This is a genomic window from Pseudomonas sp. P1.31 (assembly GCF_001269815.1).
Taxonomy (GTDB): Bacteria; Pseudomonadota; Gammaproteobacteria; order Pseudomonadales; family Pseudomonadaceae; genus Aquipseudomonas; species Aquipseudomonas rustica.
In genome coordinates, this window is the sequence record NZ_LHVN01000008.1 from 1 (window position 1) to 20052 (window position 20052).

At 59.5% G+C, this 20052-nt stretch carries 23 protein-coding genes and 1 pseudogene; 12 read left to right on the forward strand and 12 right to left on the reverse strand.

Annotation, left to right across the window (positions count from 1 at the left end):
• Nucleotides 1-90: 90 nt before the first annotated feature.
• A complete protein-coding gene (locus AD669_RS06460; protein ID WP_053117969.1) occupies nt 91-972 on the reverse strand; it encodes a dihydrodipicolinate synthase family protein in 882 nt (293 codons plus the stop codon).
• 23 nt (nt 973-995) lie between these two features.
• Entirely contained in the window at nt 996-1778 is a 783-nt protein-coding gene (locus tag AD669_RS06465; protein WP_053117971.1) for an aldolase, read from the reverse strand.
• A gap of 106 nt (nt 1779-1884) precedes the next feature.
• On the opposite strand from AD669_RS06465, the gene AD669_RS06470 reads away from it, so the two are divergent.
• A complete protein-coding gene (locus AD669_RS06470; protein WP_053117973.1) occupies nt 1885-2427 on the forward strand; it encodes a helix-turn-helix domain-containing protein in 543 nt (180 codons plus the stop codon).
• A gap of 92 nt (nt 2428-2519) precedes the next feature.
• Here AD669_RS06470 and AD669_RS06475 read toward each other — a convergent pair whose 3' ends face one another.
• The gene (locus AD669_RS06475) at nt 2520-3539 is read right to left on the reverse strand and encodes a DUF4917 family protein (RefSeq protein ID WP_053117975.1); all 1020 of its coding nucleotides are present in this window, start codon (nt 3537-3539) and stop codon (nt 2520-2522) included.
• Nucleotides 3540-3695: 156 nt separating this feature from the next.
• Here AD669_RS06475 and yiaY point away from each other — a divergent pair, with 156 nt between their 5' ends.
• Nucleotides 3696-4844: an L-threonine dehydrogenase gene (gene yiaY, locus AD669_RS06480; RefSeq protein ID WP_053117976.1), complete on the forward strand. Its 1149-nt coding sequence runs from the start codon at nt 3696-3698 to the stop codon at nt 4842-4844.
• On the opposite strand, the gene AD669_RS06485 is transcribed toward yiaY, so the two are convergent.
• Both AD669_RS06485 and AD669_RS06490 read right to left on the reverse strand, forming a co-directional pair.
• Entirely contained in the window at nt 4841-6007 is a 1167-nt protein-coding gene (locus tag AD669_RS06485; protein ID WP_053117978.1) for an MFS transporter, read from the reverse strand. The genes yiaY and AD669_RS06485 overlap by 4 nt on opposite strands.
• A 15-nt stretch (nt 6008-6022) precedes the next feature.
• Nucleotides 6023-7258 carry an aminotransferase class I/II-fold pyridoxal phosphate-dependent enzyme gene (locus AD669_RS06490; protein WP_256218812.1) on the reverse strand — a complete coding sequence of 412 codons (1236 nt, stop codon included), beginning with the start codon at nt 7256-7258 and terminating at the stop codon, nt 6023-6025.
• 232 nt (nt 7259-7490) lie between these two features.
• On the opposite strand from AD669_RS06490, the gene AD669_RS06495 reads away from it, so the two are divergent.
• The 4 genes from AD669_RS06495 (at nt 7491) to AD669_RS06510 (ending at nt 12238) form a co-directional block, all read left to right on the forward strand.
• Nucleotides 7491-8393 (forward strand): LysR family transcriptional regulator, encoded by a 903-nt coding sequence (locus AD669_RS06495; protein ID WP_053117982.1) that lies wholly within the window; start codon nt 7491-7493, stop codon nt 8391-8393.
• A 228-nt stretch (nt 8394-8621) separates the two neighbouring features.
• A complete protein-coding gene (locus tag AD669_RS06500) occupies nt 8622-9815 on the forward strand; it encodes a CaiB/BaiF CoA-transferase family protein (RefSeq protein ID WP_053117984.1) in 1194 nt (397 codons plus the stop codon).
• Nucleotides 9812-10738, forward strand: a complete 927-nt coding sequence (locus tag AD669_RS06505) for a hydroxymethylglutaryl-CoA lyase (protein ID WP_053117986.1) — start codon at nt 9812-9814, stop codon at nt 10736-10738. The genes AD669_RS06500 and AD669_RS06505 overlap by 4 nt, the downstream gene beginning before the upstream one ends.
• A gap of 168 nt (nt 10739-10906) precedes the next feature.
• Complete coding sequence (locus AD669_RS06510) at nt 10907-12238, forward strand: MFS transporter (RefSeq protein WP_053117988.1); 1332 nt, start codon at nt 10907-10909, stop codon at nt 12236-12238.
• Nucleotides 12239-12327: 89 nt separating this feature from the next.
• On the opposite strand, the gene AD669_RS06515 is transcribed toward AD669_RS06510, so the two are convergent.
• Nucleotides 12328-12813, reverse strand: coding sequence for a DMT family transporter (locus AD669_RS06515; RefSeq protein ID WP_053117990.1), 486 nt, complete (start codon nt 12811-12813; stop codon nt 12328-12330).
• Between the two features lie 77 nt (nt 12814-12890).
• On the opposite strand from AD669_RS06515, the gene AD669_RS06520 reads away from it, so the two are divergent.
• From AD669_RS06520 to AD669_RS06535, 5 genes are all read left to right on the forward strand, one after another.
• On the forward strand, nt 12891-13802 hold the full coding sequence (locus AD669_RS06520; RefSeq protein ID WP_172680084.1) for a LysR substrate-binding domain-containing protein: 912 nt from the start codon (nt 12891-12893) through the stop codon (nt 13800-13802).
• A gap of 74 nt (nt 13803-13876) precedes the next feature.
• Complete coding sequence (gene fos / locus AD669_RS06525; protein ID WP_053117993.1) at nt 13877-14293, forward strand: fosfomycin resistance glutathione transferase; 417 nt, start codon at nt 13877-13879, stop codon at nt 14291-14293.
• Nucleotides 14294-14353: 60 nt separating this feature from the next.
• Nucleotides 14354-14992 carry a LysE family translocator gene (locus AD669_RS06530; protein ID WP_053117996.1) on the forward strand — a complete coding sequence of 213 codons (639 nt, stop codon included), beginning with the start codon at nt 14354-14356 and terminating at the stop codon, nt 14990-14992.
• Nucleotides 14993-15160: 168 nt separating this feature from the next.
• A complete protein-coding gene (locus AD669_RS27985) occupies nt 15161-15319 on the forward strand; it encodes a KGG domain-containing protein (RefSeq protein WP_082341401.1) in 159 nt (52 codons plus the stop codon).
• Nucleotides 15320-15393: 74 nt separating this feature from the next.
• Complete coding sequence (locus AD669_RS06535) at nt 15394-15897, forward strand: DUF4142 domain-containing protein (RefSeq protein WP_053117998.1); 504 nt, start codon at nt 15394-15396, stop codon at nt 15895-15897.
• 180 nt (nt 15898-16077) lie between these two features.
• On the opposite strand, the gene AD669_RS06540 is transcribed toward AD669_RS06535, so the two are convergent.
• Nucleotides 16078-16488: a low affinity iron permease family protein gene (locus tag AD669_RS06540; protein ID WP_053118000.1), complete on the reverse strand. Its 411-nt coding sequence runs from the start codon at nt 16486-16488 to the stop codon at nt 16078-16080.
• 139 nt (nt 16489-16627) lie between these two features.
• On the opposite strand from AD669_RS06540, the gene tam reads away from it, so the two are divergent.
• Complete coding sequence (gene tam, locus AD669_RS06545) at nt 16628-17443, forward strand: trans-aconitate 2-methyltransferase (RefSeq protein ID WP_256218815.1); 816 nt, start codon at nt 16628-16630, stop codon at nt 17441-17443.
• 222 nt (nt 17444-17665) lie between these two features.
• On the opposite strand, the gene AD669_RS06550 is transcribed toward tam, so the two are convergent.
• The 5 genes and pseudogenes from AD669_RS06550 to AD669_RS06565 form a co-directional block, all read right to left on the reverse strand.
• The gene (locus AD669_RS06550) at nt 17666-18394 is read right to left on the reverse strand and encodes a bifunctional 2-polyprenyl-6-hydroxyphenol methylase/3-demethylubiquinol 3-O-methyltransferase UbiG (RefSeq protein ID WP_053118004.1); all 729 of its coding nucleotides are present in this window, start codon (nt 18392-18394) and stop codon (nt 17666-17668) included.
• A 73-nt stretch (nt 18395-18467) separates the two neighbouring features.
• A complete protein-coding gene (locus tag AD669_RS06555; RefSeq protein ID WP_053118006.1) occupies nt 18468-18875 on the reverse strand; it encodes a type II toxin-antitoxin system HicB family antitoxin in 408 nt (135 codons plus the stop codon).
• Nucleotides 18876-18911: 36 nt separating this feature from the next.
• Nucleotides 18912-19092: pseudogene (locus AD669_RS27990) on the reverse strand (type II toxin-antitoxin system HicA family toxin).
• Nucleotides 19093-19328: 236 nt separating this feature from the next.
• Entirely contained in the window at nt 19329-19685 is a 357-nt protein-coding gene (locus tag AD669_RS06560; RefSeq protein ID WP_053118008.1) for a type II toxin-antitoxin system HigA family antitoxin, read from the reverse strand.
• Nucleotides 19685-19987 carry a type II toxin-antitoxin system HigB family toxin gene (locus AD669_RS06565; protein ID WP_053118010.1) on the reverse strand — a complete coding sequence of 101 codons (303 nt, stop codon included), beginning with the start codon at nt 19985-19987 and terminating at the stop codon, nt 19685-19687. The genes AD669_RS06560 and AD669_RS06565 overlap by 1 nt, the downstream gene beginning before the upstream one ends.
• Nucleotides 19988-20052: the final 65 nt, after the last annotated feature.

The following is a 20052-nucleotide window of genomic DNA, read 5'->3' on the forward strand; positions in this document are numbered from 1 at the left end:
CTGCGATCTTTTGATCTTGATTTTTAGAAGATCAAAATCAAAAGATCGCAGCGTGCCGCAGCTCCTACAGGGGTTTTGATTGCCGGGGGATCAGCGCAGGGTTTTCAGGATTGCTTGTAGTTGGGTCTGGCCTGCCGCGCTCAATGCAAATACCGGCAGGCGTGGATCACCCACCTCCAGCCCGGTTTGGCGTAACCCGGCCTTGATCGTCGCCGGCAAGCCGCCCTTCAGAATGAAGTCCAGCAGCGGCAACTGGCGATAAAACAGATCCCGCGCGCGATCCAGATCGCCCGCCATCGCTGCTTCATACAGATCCAGATTCAACTGCGGAATCAGATTCGGCGCTGCCGTGCACCAGCCCTTCGCCCCGGCCGCGAATGCTTCCAGTGCCAGCGGATTGCAGCCGTTGTAGAACGGCACCTGGCCTTCGCCGAGCAATTGCAGCTTGTGCATGCGCTGAATGTCGCCGGTGCTCTCCTTGACCATGGTCACGTTTTCCACGGCATTGACGATGCGCAGAATCAGCTCGACCGACATGTCGGTGCCGCTGGTGGCCGGGTTGTTGTAGAGCATGATCGGCACGCCGATGCTCTCGCCGATCGCGCGGTAGTGGGAGAGGATTTCCGCTTCGGTGAGTTTCCAGTACGAGGCCGGCAGCACCATCACCACGTCGGCGCCATGAGCTTCGGCGAAGCGTGCGCGGCGCACGGCTTTGGCGGTGGTCAGGTCGGACACGCTGACGATGGTCGGCACACGTTTGGCCACGTGCTTGATACTGAATTCAGCAACTTGATCCCACTCCGAATCGCTCAGGTACGCGCCTTCGCCGGTGCTGCCCAATGGTGCGATGGCGTGGACGCCGCTGGCGATCAGGCGGTCGATCGATTGGCCGAGTGCTGGCAGATCGAGCCCTTCGCCATTGGCGCTGAACGGGGTGATGGTGTAGCCGATGATGCCGTGAATGTTGGACATGGGAGCGTCTCCGTAATGAGGTTTCAGTTCAGGCAATCGGCGTGTTGGCGCAGGTTCTGCCGAGCGTAATAGTTGAAGGCGGCGGCGTGGCGTTTCGGCTTGGCGATCCAGTCATGGGCTTCGCGGCCCAGCGCGGGGATGATCGGTTTGATCGTGCCTGCCGCCATCGCCAGCAACTGCAACCTCGCCGCACGTTCGATCAATTGGGCGATGACACACGCCTCTTCAATCGTCGTGCCGGTCGACAGCTGACCGTGGTGCGAAAGCAAAATCGCGCGTTTGTCGCCCAGCGCACCGGCGATCAACTCGCCTTCTTCATTGCCCACCGGCACGCCCGGCCAGCCTTCGAGAAACGCACAGTCGTCGTACAGCGGGCACAGATCCATGTGCGAAATCTGCAGCGGCACTTCCAGCATCGACAGCGCGGCAACGTGCGTCGGATGCGTGTGGATGATGCAGTTCACGTCCGGGCGAGCGCGGTACACCCAGCTGTGAAAACGGTTGGCCGGGTTGGCCATGCCGTGACCTTCGAGAACCTCCAGATCCTCGTTGACCAGCAGCAGGTTGCTCGCGGTGATTTCGTCGAAACCCAGGCCCAATTGCTGAGTGTAATAGGTGCCGGGCTGCGGGCCACGGGCAGTGATTTGTCCGGCCAGGCCGGAGTCGTGACCGTTTTCGAAAAGAATCCGGCAAGTCAAAGCCAGCTTTTGCCGGTCTGTCCACGTATTATCCGCAAGGCTTTTTTGCATCTGGGTCAGCGCTTGTTTGACCAGTTGGTCTTTGGGTAGTGCTAATGTCTTGGCCATGTCTGTGTCCTTTGGGTGATTGCAAATGACACGAAAGAGGCTATATGACACAAAGTGTCATTGGCAAGCACAAATTGTCGCTTCCTTGATGGAATAACCGCTGCGCATGTCTATCCGTTTGAAATTATTGAGAAAAAAACTTGGCGTAACCCTTGAGGCACTGGCCGAAAAATCCGGCATGACCAAGAGTTATCTGTCGAAAGTCGAGCGCGGGCTGAACACCCCGTCGATTGCCGCCGCGTTGAAACTGGCGAAAGCGCTGAACGTGAAGGTCGAGGAATTGTTCTCGGAAGACAACGTCAGCCTCGACAGCTACAGCCTGGTGCGCAGCCACGAGCGGCAGTCACTGGCGGCGAATGATCAGAGCCCGGGGTATGCGGTGCTGGCGCATCAGGTCAGCGAGCGCAATTTGCTGCCGTTCATCATCTATCCGCCGAGCGAATTCAGCGACAAGACCTTCAAGGAGCATCTGGGCGAGGAGTTTTTGTTCGTTCACGAAGGGCAAGTTGAAGTGGATTTCATGAACGAGAAAGTGCTGCTGCAACGCGGCGATGCGCTGCACTTCAATGCACAGAAACCGCACCGAATCCGATCGGTGGGGGAGTTGCAGGCGCAGTTGCTGGTGGTGGTGCACAGCGCTGAGGATTGATAAAAGCTTCGCGAGCAAGCTTTGCTCCTACAGAAGGAATGCGATCCCTGTAGGAGCAGAGCTTGCTCGCGAAGGCGTCGGTGCGGCTTACATCAAACCTCGACCGGCACCGACAATTTCGGACTGCCCAGCGCATGCGTCTTCGCATCAAAAAACCGCAACTCAACCCCCGTCCCCTCAAACACCTGCGCGTAGTGCCGCTTCTGATGCTGCACAAACGCCGCACTGCGCGGATAAATCGAGATGGCCACAGTCTTCGGTTTCGCCAAGCGTAGCGCCCGCACAATGTGCGCATCCTGCTCGGCCAACGCGTGGCCAAAGATGCACAAACTGTCGCCATGCCCGAGCAATTGCTCATAACAGAACGACAGATAATCCGAACTGCGAATGGTCTTGAGCTTGTCCGCACTCGGCCCTTCGGTGAGGAACAGCGGCACGTCATCCAGCGTCTTGATCGTATTGTTGATCGCGAAGCTGCCGAGCAGCGTGCCTTCGGTTGAGGTCAGTTTGCGCGCGGTGCCGTCCTGATTGCGCACCAGGTGCAGACCGCCGTGCAGGTACAGCAGACGCGGTTTGTCAGTGGCGCTTTCGGCCAGATCGAAACTCGCGTTGGCGCCGTTGAACAGGTCGTCGATGGCATCGCTTTGGTGTTGCAGCGCCCAGTAGTTGAGCAAGTCGTAATTGGTGGTGAACACTGTGCGATAGCGCGCCAGTTCTTCATTCAGCGTCGCCAGCGTCGAGGCTTTCACCAGGCGCCACGGAATGTGCACGGCGTGCACCGTGTTGATCAGCGCTTCTTTGATGGCGTAGTAGCGATTGCGCGGGGCGGCGGAGCTGACGGCCAGCGCCTTGTTGACCCGGCTGGTGGTTTTCAGCGCGCCGAGCACCTGCTCGAAACTGCGCGTCTGCATGGCGTCGAACACCGCCAGTTCCGACGCACTCAGCGGTTTCTCTTCGACGGTGCGGGCGTTTTCGAACAGCGAGTCGTAGCCGAAATCGTCCCACACCGCGCGGCTGGCGCCATTGCCCACCAGCAGGCCGTTGAACTCGGTCGCGGCGCGCAGGGTGTTCCAGTCTTCAAGGCTGGCGTCGACATCCAGAAAATCGGTCATTGCGTAGGCGGTCTCAAAACATAGGGGCTGATGGGCGGCGACTTTATCACGAGCGGGCATTGAGCCAGATCAACATCGGCGCTGACCGATCGGTCGATGCTGTGCTTATCCGCTGAATCGCAGCAGTCGATTCGGCCCCTGTCAGGAGACGCGCGCATGACCAGCACCTTTTTCATTCCGGCGGTAAACATCATGGGCAACGGCTGCCTCGACGAAGCCATGGTCGCGATCCGCAACTACGGTTTTCGCAAAGCGCTGATCGTCACCGACACGGGGCTGGCCAAGGCCGGCGTGGCGACGATGGTCGCCGAGAAGCTGGCGATGCAGGACATCGATTCGGTGATTTTCGACGGCGCCAAACCGAACCCGAGCATCGCCAACGTCGAGTCCGGGCTAGGTTTGCTCAAGGAAACCCGCTGCGATTTCGTCGTGTCGCTGGGCGGCGGTTCGCCCCACGACTGCGCCAAGGGCATTGCCCTGTGTGCGACCAACGGCGGGGAAATCGGTGATTACGAAGGTGTTGATCAATCGAGCAAGCCACAACTGCCGCTGATCGCGATCAACACCACCGCCGGCACTGCCAGCGAGATGACCCGTTTCTGCATCATTACCGACGAATCGCGTCACGTGAAAATGGCCATCGTCGACCGCAACGTCACGCCGCTGCTATCGGTCAACGACCCGGAACTGATGGTCGCCATGCCCAAAGGCCTGACCGCCGCGACTGGTATGGACGCATTGACCCACGCCATCGAGGCTTACGTCTCGACCGCCGCCAATCCGATCACCGACGCCTGCGCGTTGAAAGCAATCACCCTGATCAGCAACAACCTGCGCCTGGCCGTGCGCGACGGCACAGATCTCGCCGCGCGGGAGAACATGGCCTACGCGCAGTTCCTCGCCGGCATGGCTTTCAACAACGCCTCGCTCGGTTTTGTGCATGCGATGGCGCACCAGTTGGGCGGTTTCTACGACTTGCCCCACGGCGTGTGCAACGCCGTGTTGCTGCCGCATGTGCAGACCTTCAACGCGCTGGTCTGCGCCGATCGCCTGACCGATGTCGCCCACGCCATGGGTGCCGACATTCGTGGTTTCAGCGCCGAGGAGGGCGCGCAAGCGGCGATCACCGCGATCCGCACCTTGGCCAAAGACGTCGACATCCCGAGCGGTCTGCGCGAACTCGGCGCCAAACTCAGCGACATCCCGATCCTCGCCACCAATGCACTGAAAGACGCCTGCGGCATTACCAATCCGCGCGCGGCGGATCAACGGCAAATCGAGGAAATCTTCCGCAACGCCTTCTAACGCTTGCCATCCCCCGGCGCGAACTTCACGCAGAGCATCGCGCCGACGGCCAGCAACGTGCACAGCAACGATAACGGCCAAGCCTGTGGACTGGCGATCAGACTGGCCATCGCGCCGATGATCGCCGCCATCAATTGATGGATAAAACCGCTCAGTGCCATCGCATAAGCACCGGCAATCGGCGCGCCATCGTTGGCGCGTGACAGGCTGATCGGGTAGTTCAACGACTGCCCGAACACCGCCACGCAATACGGCAGCCAAAACAGTAGCGCGATGGAACTGGCCGCCAGACTGCCCAGCAACATCACGCCGCTACCGGCCAGCACCAGACCGACGCCAACGGTCATCAACCACGCCTGACCGGTGCGCAACACGAAGTGATTGACCGCCAGCGCACCCAGAAAATACGCCGCGCTGATTGGCCAGCCGAGCAAACCGTAATCCACCGTCGACCAGGCGAACGGCCCCTGCAAAACCAGCGGCGCTGCGGTGTTGAAGGCGATGATCACGCCGTAGCCCAAACCACCGGCCAGCGCCGGCAAAAGAAATGCCCGATGCAGCAGAATCTGCCGATAAGCCGACCACGATGAGGCGCTGATCGGTTCGTCAGCGACGGCAGGGAAAGCCACCCGCGAAACGATCAGCGCCATCACCAGGCAGACCACGCCGAGCAGGTAGAAAATCGCCTGCCAGCCCAGCGTCACCTCGATGATCGAGCCCAAGTATTGGCCGATGCCCAGCGCCACTACGAACGAGATCGAAATCCACGACAACGCCTTGGCCAGCAGATCGCCGCGAAAGCTGTCGCGGATCAGCACCCGCGCCATCACCGAAATACCGCTTGCACCGATGCCTTGCAGCAGTCGCAGCAGCAAAAACCACTCAAGCGTCGAACCCAGCGGCAAGGCCAGATTGGCCAGGCCGTAAATCGCCAGCGCCGCCAGCAACACCGGTTTGCGGCCGATGCGCTGGGCCAGACTGCCCCAGAACAACATCGGCAGCGCCATGCCGATCAGGTACAGCGACAAGCCCCACGACACCTGCGCAGGATCCGCCGCCAGATAGCGGGCGATTTCCGGCAGCGCCGGCAAATAAATACTCATGCCCAACTGGGCGAGAAAAACCGTGCTACAGGTGATCAGGAGAGTGACGCTGGCGTTCATGATTCGTCCCTGTTTTCAGTCGTCGAGATCACAACGGTGGGTGCGCAACAGCTCGGTGATCAGTTCGCAGAAGCGCCGAATAAGCGCTGGCGGCATGTCGGCGCGCAGCGTAATGCGGATGGCTGCCTTGCCTTGTGCAACCACCGGAAAAAACACCGCACTGGTGAAAAATCCCTGTTCGGCCAATTCGCTGGCCACTTGATTGGCCACCGCCGCCTGCCCGCATTTGATCAAGCGGATGGCCATGTTGCTGTGGCATTGATCGGTGCTGATCAGGCTGTCGAAGAGGCGGATATTAGCCTGAAGGTTGCTTTGCAGCGCGGCGAATTCGGCGCTGCGGTGCAGGCGGATCGACGCTCTGCCGGCACCGATCGCCGCGCAGTTGAGACTCTGCGACCAGTTGCTCGGCCCGCCGTAACGCTGGATCAGGGTTTTCTGTCGCTGATTGCCCAACATCACCAAGCCGCCGCTGGCGCCGAACGACTTGGCCAGCGACGCGACGATCAGGCAATCCTCTTCCAGCGCCGCCACCCGTGGCCGCACAAGGCCCGCGCCGTGCTGGCCGACCGCCGACAAGGCGTGGGAATCATCCATATACAGAAACAGCCCGTAGCGATCCTTCAGATACAACAGACCTTCCATGTTGGCGACGCCGCCCATGCTGTACGCGCCGTCGGCGACATACGCCACGCGGCCATGTTGCTGGCAGGCGCGTTCGAGAAAATCCATGTCGTTGTGCGGCGCGGTGACCACGCGGGTTTCATCGGCGCACGCAGCTTTCAAATGATTCATCGAGTAGTGCGCGTGGCGGTCGAAGACCATCACCGGCGGCTGACCTTCGGTGAAGATGCCGCTGGCCAGCAACGGCAGGATCCCCGCACTGGCGGCGCTGCAAGACAAAGTGCTCAGACAGACCGTATCAAAGAGTTGCGACAACTCGTTTTCGTACTGCTCGAGAATCGCCAATTTGCAGCGGTTCTTCGAATTTGCGACGCGCAAACTACCGGTTTCACGGAGGGCAGCGATGGCGCCTTCGAGCAGGGCCGGGTGATGATCGAGCCCCAGATAAGAGGTCGTGCAGAAGTGATGGAATTCACGCCCGTACTGATCGAGCAGGTGGTTGGGGCTTTTTACTTCGACATTGAGACCGGCGACTTTGCCCTGTTCGGCGATGTCCCAATCGTAGTCGGCGAGGGCGATGATCTTGCGGAAATTGGAATACAGATTCGGGGTGTGCAACGGAAGATTCACAGGCGACATTCCTTGAGCGTAGCGATCCATGGGGTGTTGCAATTTGTGTGTGTTGCCAGACTTTACAGAGCGAAAAGTCGGACAAAAATAGGCCGATTCCGCGAATCCTGAGAGGCGATAGAGTTTTGTTTGTAGGGCGAAGCCACGAACGTCGGCGGATTAATCACATGTCTGACTTCAACGAAAACCGGGCTATCCTGCCGACTCGAATGTCCCCGCCAGCGAGACTTCCATGCTGCAAAAAAGCCTGATTCGCCGCCTCGACCTGATCACCCTGCAACTGTTTGTCGCCGTGCATGAAGAGGGCACGCTGACCCGCGCCGCCGCGCGCGAAGCCATCGCGGTGTCGGCGGCGAGCAAGCGCTTGATGGAGCTGGAAGAGGCGCTGGGCATCAGCCTGTTCGTGCGCCAGGCCAAGGGCATGACGCTGACGCCGGCGGGGGAAACGCTGCTGCACCATGCGCGGCAGATGTTGTTTAACGTCGAGAAGATGGGCCTGGAACTGGGCGAGCACAGCCACGGTGTGCGCGGCTATGTGCGCATGCTGGCGAACCTCTCGGCGATCATCCAGTTTCTGCCGGAAGACTTGCGCGACTTTTCCGCGCGACATGCGCAGGTCAAGACTGACCTTGAAGAACGGCCCAGTGCCGGGGTGATTCAGGGTGTGCTCGATGGCGTCGCGGATCTCGGTATTTGTTCCAACGACAGCGACATCAAGGGCCTGCACAGCGTGCTGTACCGCGAGGACAAACTGGTGGTGGTGATGTTGCCGGAGCATCCGTTGGCCGCGCGTGAATCGGTGGCGTTTGCCGAAACGCTGGACAGTGATTACGTCGGTTTGCACGCGGCCAGTTCGATCAACATGCGCACCCACGCGGCGGCGCGGCAGGCGGGCAAGGTGCTGCGCATTCGCATTCATGTGCCGGGGTTTGATGCGGTGTGCCGGATGGTGCAGGCCAACATGGGCATCGGGATTTTGCCGCAGCGGGCGTATGAGTTGTTCGGCCAGGCGCTGGGGCTGCACGCGGTGCCGTTGACCGATGACTGGTCGGATCGCGCGTTGATTGTGGTGGTGCGCGATGAGGCGGGGTTGTCGCCGGTGAGCCGGTTGTTGTTTGAGCATTTGCGTGGCTGACATACCTATCATTTGTGTCGCAGATACCCCCTGTAGGAGCTGCCGAAGGCTGCGATCTTTTGATCTGTTGTTTTAAGAGCAAGATCAAAAGATCGCAGCCTTCGGCAGCTCCTACAGGGGCGGTGCGTTCGCATTTCGCGAACGCCCTTTGCCGAACGAAGGTTGGATTCTTCCACCATCGCACCTCTAGTCTTGCCGGCATATTCCAAGAACAAGAGGTACCCCGCGATGACTGCCCCCCTGAGTGCGATCAAAGTGATCGAAATCGGCACCCTGATCGCCGCGCCGTTTGCCGCGCGCATGCTTGCCGAGTTCGGCGCCGAGGTGATCAAGATCGAAGCCATGGGTCAGGGCGACCCGCTGCGCAAATGGCGCAAGCTGCACGAAGGCACGTCGCTGTGGTGGTACCTGCAATCGCGCAACAAGCAGTCGCTGGCGCTCAATCTGAAATCCCCGGAAGGCATCGAACTGGTCAAACAACTGGCGACCGACGCCGACGTGATCATCGAAAACCTGCGCCCCGGCGCGCTGGAAAAACTCGGCCTCGGCTGGGACGTACTCCACGCGCTCAATCCCAACCTCACGCTCGTGCGCATTTCCGGTTACGGCCAGACCGGCCCCTACCGCGATCGCCCCGGTTTCGGTGCGATCGGCGAGGCGATGGGCGGCATCCGCTACACCACCGGCACCCCCGGTTCGCCGCCGGCGCGAGTGGGCGTCAGCCTCGGCGATTCGCTGGCCTCCTTGCACGCAGTAATCGGCGCGTTGATGTCGCTGCTGCGGGTCAAAACCGGGCAGGGCGGTGGGCAGATCGTCGATGTGTCGCTGGCCGAAAGTGTGTTCAACGTCATGGAAAGTCTGGTGCCGGAATACGACATGCTCGGCCACGTTCGCGAACGCAGCGGCGGCGCGTTGCCGGGCATCGCACCGTCCAACACGTACCTTACGGCTGACGGCGCTTACGTGGTAATCGCCGGCAACAGCGATCCGATCTACAAGCGGTTGATGCAAACGATCGGTCGCGATGATCTGGCTGACGCCGAAGAATTCGCCCACAACGACGGCCGTGCGGCCAAGAGTGGCATGCTCGACGCCGCGATCACTCACTGGACGAGCAGCCTGCCGATCAACGACGTGCTCGCCGCCCTCGAAGCTGCCGAAGTCCCGGCCGGGCGCATCTATTCGGTGGCCGACATCGTCGCCGATCCGCACTATCAGGCGCGCGGCATGCTGCTCGACGCCGAACTGCCCGGCGGCGCAACCGTGAAGATGCCCGGCATCGTGCCGAAACTCTCGGAAACCCCCGGTGGCGTGAACTGGTCGGGGCCGACACTCGGCCAGCACACCGACGGTATTCTCGCCGGTCTCGGCCTGACTGAACTCGACATCGAACGCCTGAAAAGCCAGGGAGTAGTGCAATGATTTCCGACTATTCGCAAACCTTGATCGTCCAGGAAGTCTCGCCTCGCGATGGCTTGCAGATCGAGCCGACGTGGGTGGAAACCGTCGACAAAATCGCCCTCATCGATCAACTGTCGCTGGCGGGTTTCAGCCGCATCGAAGCCGGTTCGTTTGTGTCGCCGAAAGCCATTCCGGCGCTGCGTGATGGCGAGCAGGTGTTCCAAGGCATTCAGCGTCAACCGCAGGTGATTTACGTCGCGCTGATCCCCAATCTCAAAGGCGCGCAGCGCGCACTGGAGGCCGGTGCCGATGAGCTGAATCTGGTGATGTCCGCCAGCCAGAGCCACAACCTCGCCAACATGCGCATGCGTTGCGAGGATTCGCTGGCGGCGTTTGCCGACATTGTTGCTTTTGCCGATGGCTCGGGCGTGCGGCTCAACGGCAGTATCGCGACGACGTTCGGTTGCCCGTTCGAAGGCAAGATTGACGAGGATCGCGTGCTGCAGATTGTCGACGCTTATCAGGAACTGGGCATTCAAGGCATCACCCTCGCCGACACCACCGGCATGGCCAATCCGCGCCAGGTGGATCGCTTGGTACGGCGGGTTTTGCAGCGGGTTTCGGTGGCGGATCTGACCCTGCATTTCCACAACACCCGGGGTTTGGGGTTGTGCAACGTGCTGGCGGCATACGAGGCTGGCGCCCGACGTTTCGATGCAGCGCTGGGCGGTCTTGGTGGCTGTCCGTTTGCACCGGGGGCGTCGGGCAATATTTGCACTGAAGACTTGGTGAATTTGTGCGATGAAATCGGCATTCATACCGGCGTCGACTTGCCGCTGCTGTTGAAGCTCTCGCGCGGATTGCCGGATCTCCTCGGCCACGAAGTCCCCGGCCAACTGGCCAAGGCCGGACGCAATTGCGACCTGCACCCGATCCCCACCTGAATCCCCCTCTGTAGGAGCAAAGCTTGCTCGCGAACGCGGTGTGTCATTCAGCAGTGATGCGACTGCCCTGACGCCTTCGCGAGCAAGCTCGGCTCCTACAGGAACAGCGTCATAACCAGACAACAAAAACAATCGGACGCCCACCGGCAGTCCGCCTGGAGAAAAGCTATGAGCCTCAATGTAATGGAGGCGGGCGCGAGCTCGTCTGTCGATCACGACGCCGAAAAAGCCCTGGTCAGCAAAGTCGCCTGGCGCCTGATGCCGTTGATCATGGTCTGCTACCTGTTCGCCTTTTTCGACCGCATCAACATCAGCTTCGCCAAGTTCCAGCTGCAAGCCGACCTGAGTCTGAGCGACACCGCTTACGGCCTCGGTGCCGGGCTGTTCGTGGTCGGTTACGTGCTGTTCGAAGTGCCGAGCAACATGATGCTCTACAAGGTCGGCGCCCGCCGCTGGATCGCGCGGATCATGATGTCGTGGGGCGTGGCGACGGCGCTGATGGTCTTCGTCACCAGCGAATGGCAGTTCTACGCGCTGCGCTTTTTGATCGGCGCGATGGAAGCCGGTTTTGCGCCGGGCGTGTTGTATTACCTGACGCTGTGGTTCCCGCAGCACTTCCGTGGACGCATCACCTCGATGCTGTTTCTGGCCTCGGCGTTTGCCGGTCTGGTCGGCGCACCGTTCTCCGGGCTGGTGCTGGAACACCTCGACGGCGTTCTGCAAATGCGCGGCTGGCATTGGCTGTTTCTGCTCGGTGGTCTGCCATGCATCGGCCTCGGGTTTCTGGTGCTGATGCTGCTCAAGGATCGCATCGAGGACGCGCACTGGCTGACCGCTGACGAGAAAAAATTGCTGTCCAGCCGCATTGCCCATCACGAACCGCACAAGAGCGGCGGTTCGTTGCTGGCGGCGCTACGGATTCCGGGGTTTCTGACCTTGGGTCTGATCTACTTTCTGATTCAGGTCGCGTCTTACGGACTGAATTTCTGGGCGCCACAACTGATCCGCAGCGCGGGCACCGAGAGCCCGGTGATGATCGGTCTACTGACCGCCATTCCGTACATCTGCGGTGCGATCACCATGATCGTGATCGGGCGGTTGTCGGACGCAACCGGCGAGCGCCGCAAGTTTGTCGCGGGGTTGGTGGTGGTTGGCGCGATAGGGTTCTTCAGTGCGGGGATTTTCGCCGATCACACCACGTTCCTGATCGTCGCCCTCGGCTTGCTCGGCGCCGGCATCATCGCCGCTATTCCAAGCTTCTGGACGCTGCCACCGAAGTTGCTGGCCGGTGCCGGCGCAGGTGCGGCGGGCGGGATCGCGGTGATCAATACGCTGGGGCAGTTCGGCGGCATCGTCAGCCCGGTGATGGTCGGGCGGATCAAGGATCTCACCGGCAGCACCACGCCAGCGCTGTATGTCATTGGCGTGGCGGCGTTGATCGCAGCGGCGTTGTTGCTGTGGGGGTTGCCGCAGAAATTGCGCACGCTCGATAAGTACTGAACCGCTGAAATGATCGCAGCCTTCGGCAGCTCCTACAGAGTGCGAATCCAATCCTGTAGGAGCTGCCGAAGGCTGCGATCTTTTGATCTTTATTGCGGTGCCAAAACTCTTCCCGGCGAGTTGCCAAACTGAATCAACACCACCCCCGCAATCAACAACACCGCGCCAAACACCCGCGGCAACGTCAGCTGTTTCTCCACCAACCCAAACAAGCCAAAGTGATCCAGCAGCATCGACGCCAGCACCTGACCCGCCAGCGCCATCGCCACAAACCCCGAAGCCCCGAGCTTAGGCAGCAACACCACCGCCAGCGCCACAAAACAAACCCCAAACGCGCCACCCGCCCACATCCACAGCGGCGCCTTGCTGATAAACGCCAGCGACGGCAGCGGCAACCGCAACGCCAAAATCACCGGCAGCAACACCAGCACACTCACCAACAACGACGCCAACGTCGCCCACAATGGATGGCCCAATCCGCGCGCCAGGTTGCTGTTGATCGCGCTCTGAAACGGCACCACCGCCCCGGCAAACGCGGCCAACGCCAACAGACCGGCCCACTGCAACGTACTCATGATCATTCTCCAACAGGTTTTGCTGGACTCTAGAGTATTCGTCGCGCAGATTTAAATTCCGTTTCGTCATCCAGAACATGCATCAAATGAATGATCTGCGCCGCATCGACCTCAACCTGCTGGTGATCCTCGACGCCTTGCTCAGCGAGCAACACGTCACCCGCGCCGCCGAGCGCCTGCACCTCAGCCAACCGGCTGTCAGCCATGCGCTAGCGCGTCTGCGTGATTTGCTCGGCGACCCGCTGCTGGTGCGCGCCGGCGCAACTCTGGCGCCCACTGCGCGAGCGCTGGAACTGGTCGCACCGCTCGCTGAAGCACTCGCTCAAGTGCAATCGCTGCTGGCACCAAACACCTTCGATCCCGCCAGCGCCCGACGCACCTTTCGCGTAGCGATGTCGGACTACGGCGCGGCGATCATCCTCCCCGATCTGATCCGGACCCTGCGCCGCGAAGCGCCGGGCATCGACCTGCAAATCAGCCACGCCAGCCGCGAAGGCATGCTCGAAGGCGTGCTCAATGGCGATATCGACCTCGCCGCCGGCGTCTTCCCGGAAATGCCCCACGAATTGCGCAGCACGCTGCTGTTCGAAGAACGCTACGTCTGCCTGCTCGACCGCCAGACCTTGCCGGCCAACGGCGTGCTCGATCTGCCCACCTACCTGTCGCGCCCGCATGTCTTGCTGGAAATGCGCGGCAGCGGCACACCGGAAATCGAGCGAGCCCTGACCTCCCTGCGCGAACGCCGTCGCGTCGCGATCAGCCTGCCGCACTGGAACGTCGCGCCGCAGTTGATCAGTGGCACGGATTTGATTCTCACGGTGTCATCGCGCAGCGTGCGCGATTTGGGGCATGGGGATTTGATTGTTGTGCCGCCACCGTTTGATATTCCGCCGTTTACGTTTGTGCTGGCCTGGCACAAGCGACGGGGTGGGGATCAAGCGTTGAATTGGTTGAATCGGAAGATTGAGGAGGGGATAGTGCGCGGCTGAACAGTCATCAAGGAACGGGACGTGGCAGTGAAGTCTGAACCTTACTTCCGAATACCTCAGAGGTTACTGAACCGATGCTCACCGGCCTCAACCACCTGACCCTCGCCGTCAGCGATCTGAACCGCAGTCTGGCGTTTTATCGTGACGTATTGCAGTTGCGCGTCGAGGCGACGTGGGACGCCGGTGCCTATCTTTCGCTTCCGGGACTGTGGCTCTGCCTGTCGCTCGATCCATTACGCACTAGCGAGCCGGGCGCCGACTACACCCATTACGCCTTCAGCCTCAACGCTGCGGATTTTGCGTTATTCGTACAAACGCTAAAAGCAGCAAACGTGCGGGAATGGCGCGATAACCGCAGCGAAGGTGCGTCGTTCTACTTCCTCGATCCTGATGGCCACAAGCTCGAAGCTCACGTCGGCGATCTGGCCTCGCGACTCGCAGCGTGTCGGCAGAAACCGTACACCGGCATGCGTTTTTACGACGGGCAGTGATCAGGCGCAATCGGCTGATATAGACTGGCCGCCACGTGTTCTGGCGCTTGCAGGTTTTCCATGACTCTATCGTTGCTAATGGCCGTTCTGGCCTCGGGTTTCATTTACGGCATCACGCCGGGGCCGGGTGTGCTGGCGGTGTTCGGTATTGGCGCGGCCCATGGGCGACGGGCCGGGGCGGGGTTTCTCTGCGGGCATCTGCTCGGCGATGTGGTCTGGTGCAGTACGGCGCTGATCGCGATTGTTGGCGCGCGTGAAATCGGCAGTACGGCGTTTGACGTGCTCGGCGTGCTCAGCGGTCTGTACTTGTTTTGGCTCGGCTGGCGCGCGGTGCGGGCGCAGCGACGCAATGCGGACGAACCGCAGGGCGCGGCGCGCAATCCATTTTGGCACGGCATTCTGTTCGGGCTGACCAATCCCAAAGCCTACCCGGTGGCGGTGGCGACGTTTACTGCGCTGCTGTCGAGCCGTGCCGAGCTGCTCAACTGGTCAATGCTGCCGGCGCTGATCGCCCTGAGCTTCCTTGGCGGGCTGCTCGCCTACGCTATTCTCATCGGTGTTGTCGGCGCGCAGCGGGTGCGCACGCTGTATCAGCGCCACGAGTTGCTGATCACCCGGTTGTGCGGGGTGATGTTCATCGGTTTCGCCATCAACGCGTTGGTGCATGCGTTGCCGGGGCTGATGCCGAACAAGGCTTGAGGGTGACTGTACATCGCGCAGCGCGGCAATCATCGGGCGCTGCATTAGCTGATTGCGCTCCACCGTTCGTCAGTGCATCGACAACTTTTCTAAACCTTTGCTGGACAGAAAATTCTCAATCTAGGCGGGCACCTGCTCGCCACGATCATTACCAAGAGGTAGAGAATCATGCCTAATTCAAGAAACTCGAACTCGGGAAACTTCGCTAACGATCGAACGAAGGCGTCTGAAGCCGGTCGCAAAGGTGGGAAAACCACTACAACGACTGTCGACAAAGACCCTGCGAAAACAGAAATGGGCCGCAAGCCCGGTCAGAAATCGAAGTAGTCAGTGAAGTCGTTTTGATTGAGAGGCGGGGGCGTAAGCTCCCGCTTGAATTTTGAGAAAAGGAGGGCGCGACCATGAGCCGGATGGCCACCCGTTTACGCAATTTGAGTGTTGTTTCGCTGTTGAGCCTGTGCGCCACCAGTGCTTTTGCCCAGTCGCCTGCCGATTTCATCAACGATGCGTCGGCCAAAGGCATGGCTGATATCGAAGCCAGCCGCTTGGCCCACGGGAAAACTGAATCCAAAGAGGTCAAGGATTACACCATCGTCGTCATCAATGACCGCACCACCGCCAATCAGCATCTGGCGAAAATTGCCAAGAAGCTCGACCTGCCGATCGCGCCGCGCGAAGAAATCGCCGACAAGGCTAAAGAGCTGATTCCAGAGGTGAAGGACGGCGCGACGTTTGACCAGGCCTATGCCGCGAGTCAGGTCAAAGCCACCGAAGAGGCCATTCAGCAGATCGAGCAGGAAGCGCAGACCACTGATGTGCCGGAGATCAAAGCCTTCGCCGACGAGACCCTGCCGAAACTGCAGAATCACCTGGAAATGGCGAGAGCCTTACAGGCCAGCCGCTAATCTCACAGACAACACAGATTCCCTGTGGCGAGGGGATTTATCCCCGCTCGGCTGCGCAGCAGTCGTTAAACCATTCAATGCAGTGTGTCAGGTTGAATTCGGCAGCAAGAAATGGGGCTGCTTCGCAGCCCAACGGGGATAAATCCCCTCGCCACAAGTGTTTTTATTCGCCCGATAAACCTAGCACTCATTCAAATCCTGCTTCGACTTGCTCTTCCCACCCAGCCCTTCAAGGTTAAACACCTCGCCCTCGCCCAACGAGCGGTAATGCCTGCGCAACGCCTCCAGTTGCTTCAAATCCAGCGCTTCCAGCCCGAGCATCGCGTTCTGCGCTTCCTTGGTCACCAGCAGCAACTCATCAATCTTCAAATGCAGAATGTCGGTGTCACGGTTCTGCGTGTTCTGGATCAGAAATACCATCAGAAACGTGATGATCGTGGTCGAGGTGTTGATGATCAGTTGCCACGTATCGTTGTAATTAAAGATCGGCCCGCTCAACCCCCACAGCCCAATCAGGATCAACGCCCCCATAAACGTCTTCGGGCTACCGGCCCACAGAGCAAGCTTCTGGGAAATCTTCGCGAATTTCATAGCCGTATTCCTTATTGGGGGGAGTGCATGAAATTCAGACACTGACGGCGTTGTGAAAATTCTAATTACAAATCAGCGAATGGAACCGGACGTTGGTAGGGCAGCGCCGGCCAGTTGGATCACGGTATGGTAGCGGCAGCTGTTTTTTCCAGGTTTTGAAGCAAACGCCTTACAGGAGAACGCAATGAGTTGGTCCGCCAAGCAATACGTCGCTTTCGAAGATGAACGCACCCGTCCGGCCCGCGATCTGCTGGCGGCGATTCCCACGGCAGAAGCGCGATCGGTAGTTGATATCGGTTGTGGCCCGGGCAATTCGACGGAGCTTCTGCTGCAGCGTTTTCCTGAGGCGCAGGTCTGCGGGCTGGACAGCTCGCCGGACATGATCGACGCGGCACGCAAGCGTTTACCGCAGTTGCAGTTCGAGGTGGCAGAGATTGATCGATGGGCGGACGCCGGGCCGTTTGATGTGATCTTCGCCAATGCCGTGTTGCAGTGGGTGCCGGATCACGCGACGTTGCTGCCGGCGTTGGCTCGTAAGTTGTCGGCGGGCGGCAGTCTGGCGATTCAGATGCCGGATAACCTCAATGAACCATCCCATCGCTTGATGCGTGAAGTCGCCGCCAATGGCCCGTGGGCCGCAAAGCTCGCCGGCGCGGCGGGGCAGCGAACGGACATGGCGAGTGCCAGCGATTATTTCTCGATGCTGCGGCCGCATTGTGCGCGGGTCGATGTCTGGCGCACGACGTATCACCATCAATTGTCGGGTGGCGCGGCAGGGGTGGTTGAGTGGTTCAAGGGTAGCGGGTTGATTCCGTTTTTGAGTCCGCTGACTGAAGCGGAGCGGGCGGAATATCTGGAGCAATACCTGAGGGAAGTCGCGAAGGCTTATCCGGCGTTGGCGGATGGGTCGGTGCTGTTGCCGTTTCCGCGGTTGTTTATCGTCGCGACTCGCTGAAACGAACGAATGCGTTGTTCGACTGGAGAGCGGCGGCGTTACGTCCGGCGAGCCCCTCACCCCAGCCCTCTCCCAAGGGAGAGGGGGCTGATTTTGGGGCTTTTCAGATCCTGAGTTCGGCTCGATATCGCAGGTCGGCGTAGCTTCGGACGGTTCTTCGGTCAGTTCCTTCTCCCTCTGGGAGAGGGCTAGGGTGAGGGGCTATTCCAAGGTTGAATCCATTCAACGCTGCACCGCGACCAGCATCATCATCGGCCGCTCCCGCTCTTCCGCCAGCGCCGGTTGCGCCGCCACCTCGGCATCACTCGGCCCCCATTCATTGACATGACGAATAGTGAACCCCGCCTCAATCAACGAATTGAGCAGCGTCCCGATCGTACGATGCTGCTTGATCACGCCCTCGGCCAACCAATGGGTCACCCGCTCACCTTCCATCTGATAACTGTCCAGCGGCCAACGCTTGTTGCCCTCGCTATCAACCAGCCACCCCGGATTACGCGGGGCCATAAAAATCGGATGCTCGATGGAAAACACAAAGTGCGCGCCCGGTTTCAACGCCGCATACAGATGAGCAAACAGCCCCGACAAGTTCTTGATGTAGTGCAGCGCCAGTGAACTGTACGCCAGATCAACACTGCAAACCGGCAGGTCGAGCTGCTCAAGATCGGCACGTTCATAACGGATATTCGTCGCCACCGTTGTCTGCCGCGCGCGCTCCAGCATCTTCTCCGAAACATCCAGACCCAGCACATTGGCGGCGCCGCTCTCACTGGCCCAACGGCTGAACCAGCCATAACCACAACCCAGATCGACCACATTCAAACCATGCATGGCCGGCAGCAACGCTCTGAGTGCCGGCCATTCCGGCGCGGCATCAAGCCCGCCGATGGAGCGGTTCATCTGGCTGTAGCCCTGGAAAAACTCGGGATCGTCGTAGATGTTTTGCGTCATGGGATGAGTACTCTTTCAAAATGTCGTCGCAGTGAATGGCTCAGTTCCAATACCCGTTAAGACAAAGACGAATTCAACCCTGCTGCAACACCTTCAAAGCCGCCGACGCGAGAAACCCCGAGCGGCTCTTTTCTTCCGGATGGTGCAACACATACTCATCAATACGATTAAGCAGGTGCCCCGGCAGGGTGATGTTGAGCTTCTGGGCTTTGCCCAAATATTTGACCACGTCGATGTCCACCACCGCCCACGCGCAACCGGCGTATTTCGGATTGGCCACATTCACGCCCAGTTTGCTGGCGGACGGGATAGGCGCACCGTCCTCGGCCAGAATCTCGAAATGGCCTTCGATCGCTTCGCGAGCCATGGCGACAGCATCGTCGAGGTCATCACCTGCGGAAAAACAGCCAGGAATGTCCGGCACTTCCACGCCCCAGGCGTGTTCGTCATCACCTATTGAAATCGCAATCGGATAAAGCATGTGTGTTGTCCTCCATGGCGCAACTGACTGAGTGAGTCAAAGCAGCGCCTGCTGCAAAATACGGATGGCCGTTTTTTTGAGCAAGATCCTTCTTCGGATGCGGCACAGTGACCAATCCGGGTTTGCTCGGATGCTTGAAGTGATGGTGACTGCCTCTGATCCGCACCAGATACCAACCGTCTGCGACGAGTTGGCCGATTAAAAAACGGCTATTCACAACACCTCCTTGTGGTGTGCTTGGTGGTTACTATGCCTACTGAATTATTGTGATCAACATGCTAATCCCTGTGCGGTCATCGTCCTTTGATGGGCGCATCGGCTTAGTGCAGTCTAGGTAAGGCTCAGGGGAGGGTAAGGAGGGTGTGTTTCAAGGATTTGCGCTCGAGTTTTTACCAAACCCCAAACACAAAAAAACCGGCCGTTAAAACCGGTTTATCTTGCAGCCAGAAGCATTCAAGCCCCTGCAAGCAAGCTCTCGTAGGGGATTCGCAAGCCTTCATGCAAGCGCTTGATCATCGACAGGCTCAGTTTGCGCTTGCGATTCAATACCTCGGATACGCGTCCACTGGTGCCAATGAACGGTTCCAGATCACGTGGCGTCAACCCCTGCTGTTCCATGCGAAATTTAATCGCTTCAATCGGATCGGAAGGTGGCATTGGAAAATGCTGGTCTTCGTACTTCTCGATCAGCAATGCGAGAATTTCCAGCTCGTCGCCCTCAGGCGAATTGAGTTCGGCGCCCCACAGTTGCTCCATGCGTGCAAACGCGGCGGCGAGGTCTTCCGGACTCCGAATGGGCTTGATGTTCATTACACGGTCTCCGCGTTGATCTGGTCATATTGGGCATGGCTGCCAACGAAGCGGATGAGGCCGAGCTGCCGTTGATAGTCGATCGCCAAAATCACTCGATACTTGTTACCGCCGATATTGAACACCACTCTCGCGCCTTTAAGGACGCTTGCGGTTCTCAGTTCGGCTTTTACTGCCTGTGGCGTACGGTATTCGGCCTTTTCCATGTGGCGATACCATTCAACAAGCGGTGTCTCGGAGTCAGCGAAAGCAGGATGGCTTTCCCAGAATTGCCGCAAAGTTGATCTTGCCATTATCCGCATCCATGCATCCTCCCGTTTTGGGAGATGTTAGTCGTCAATGTCCAGTGATGCAATCACTGATGTCA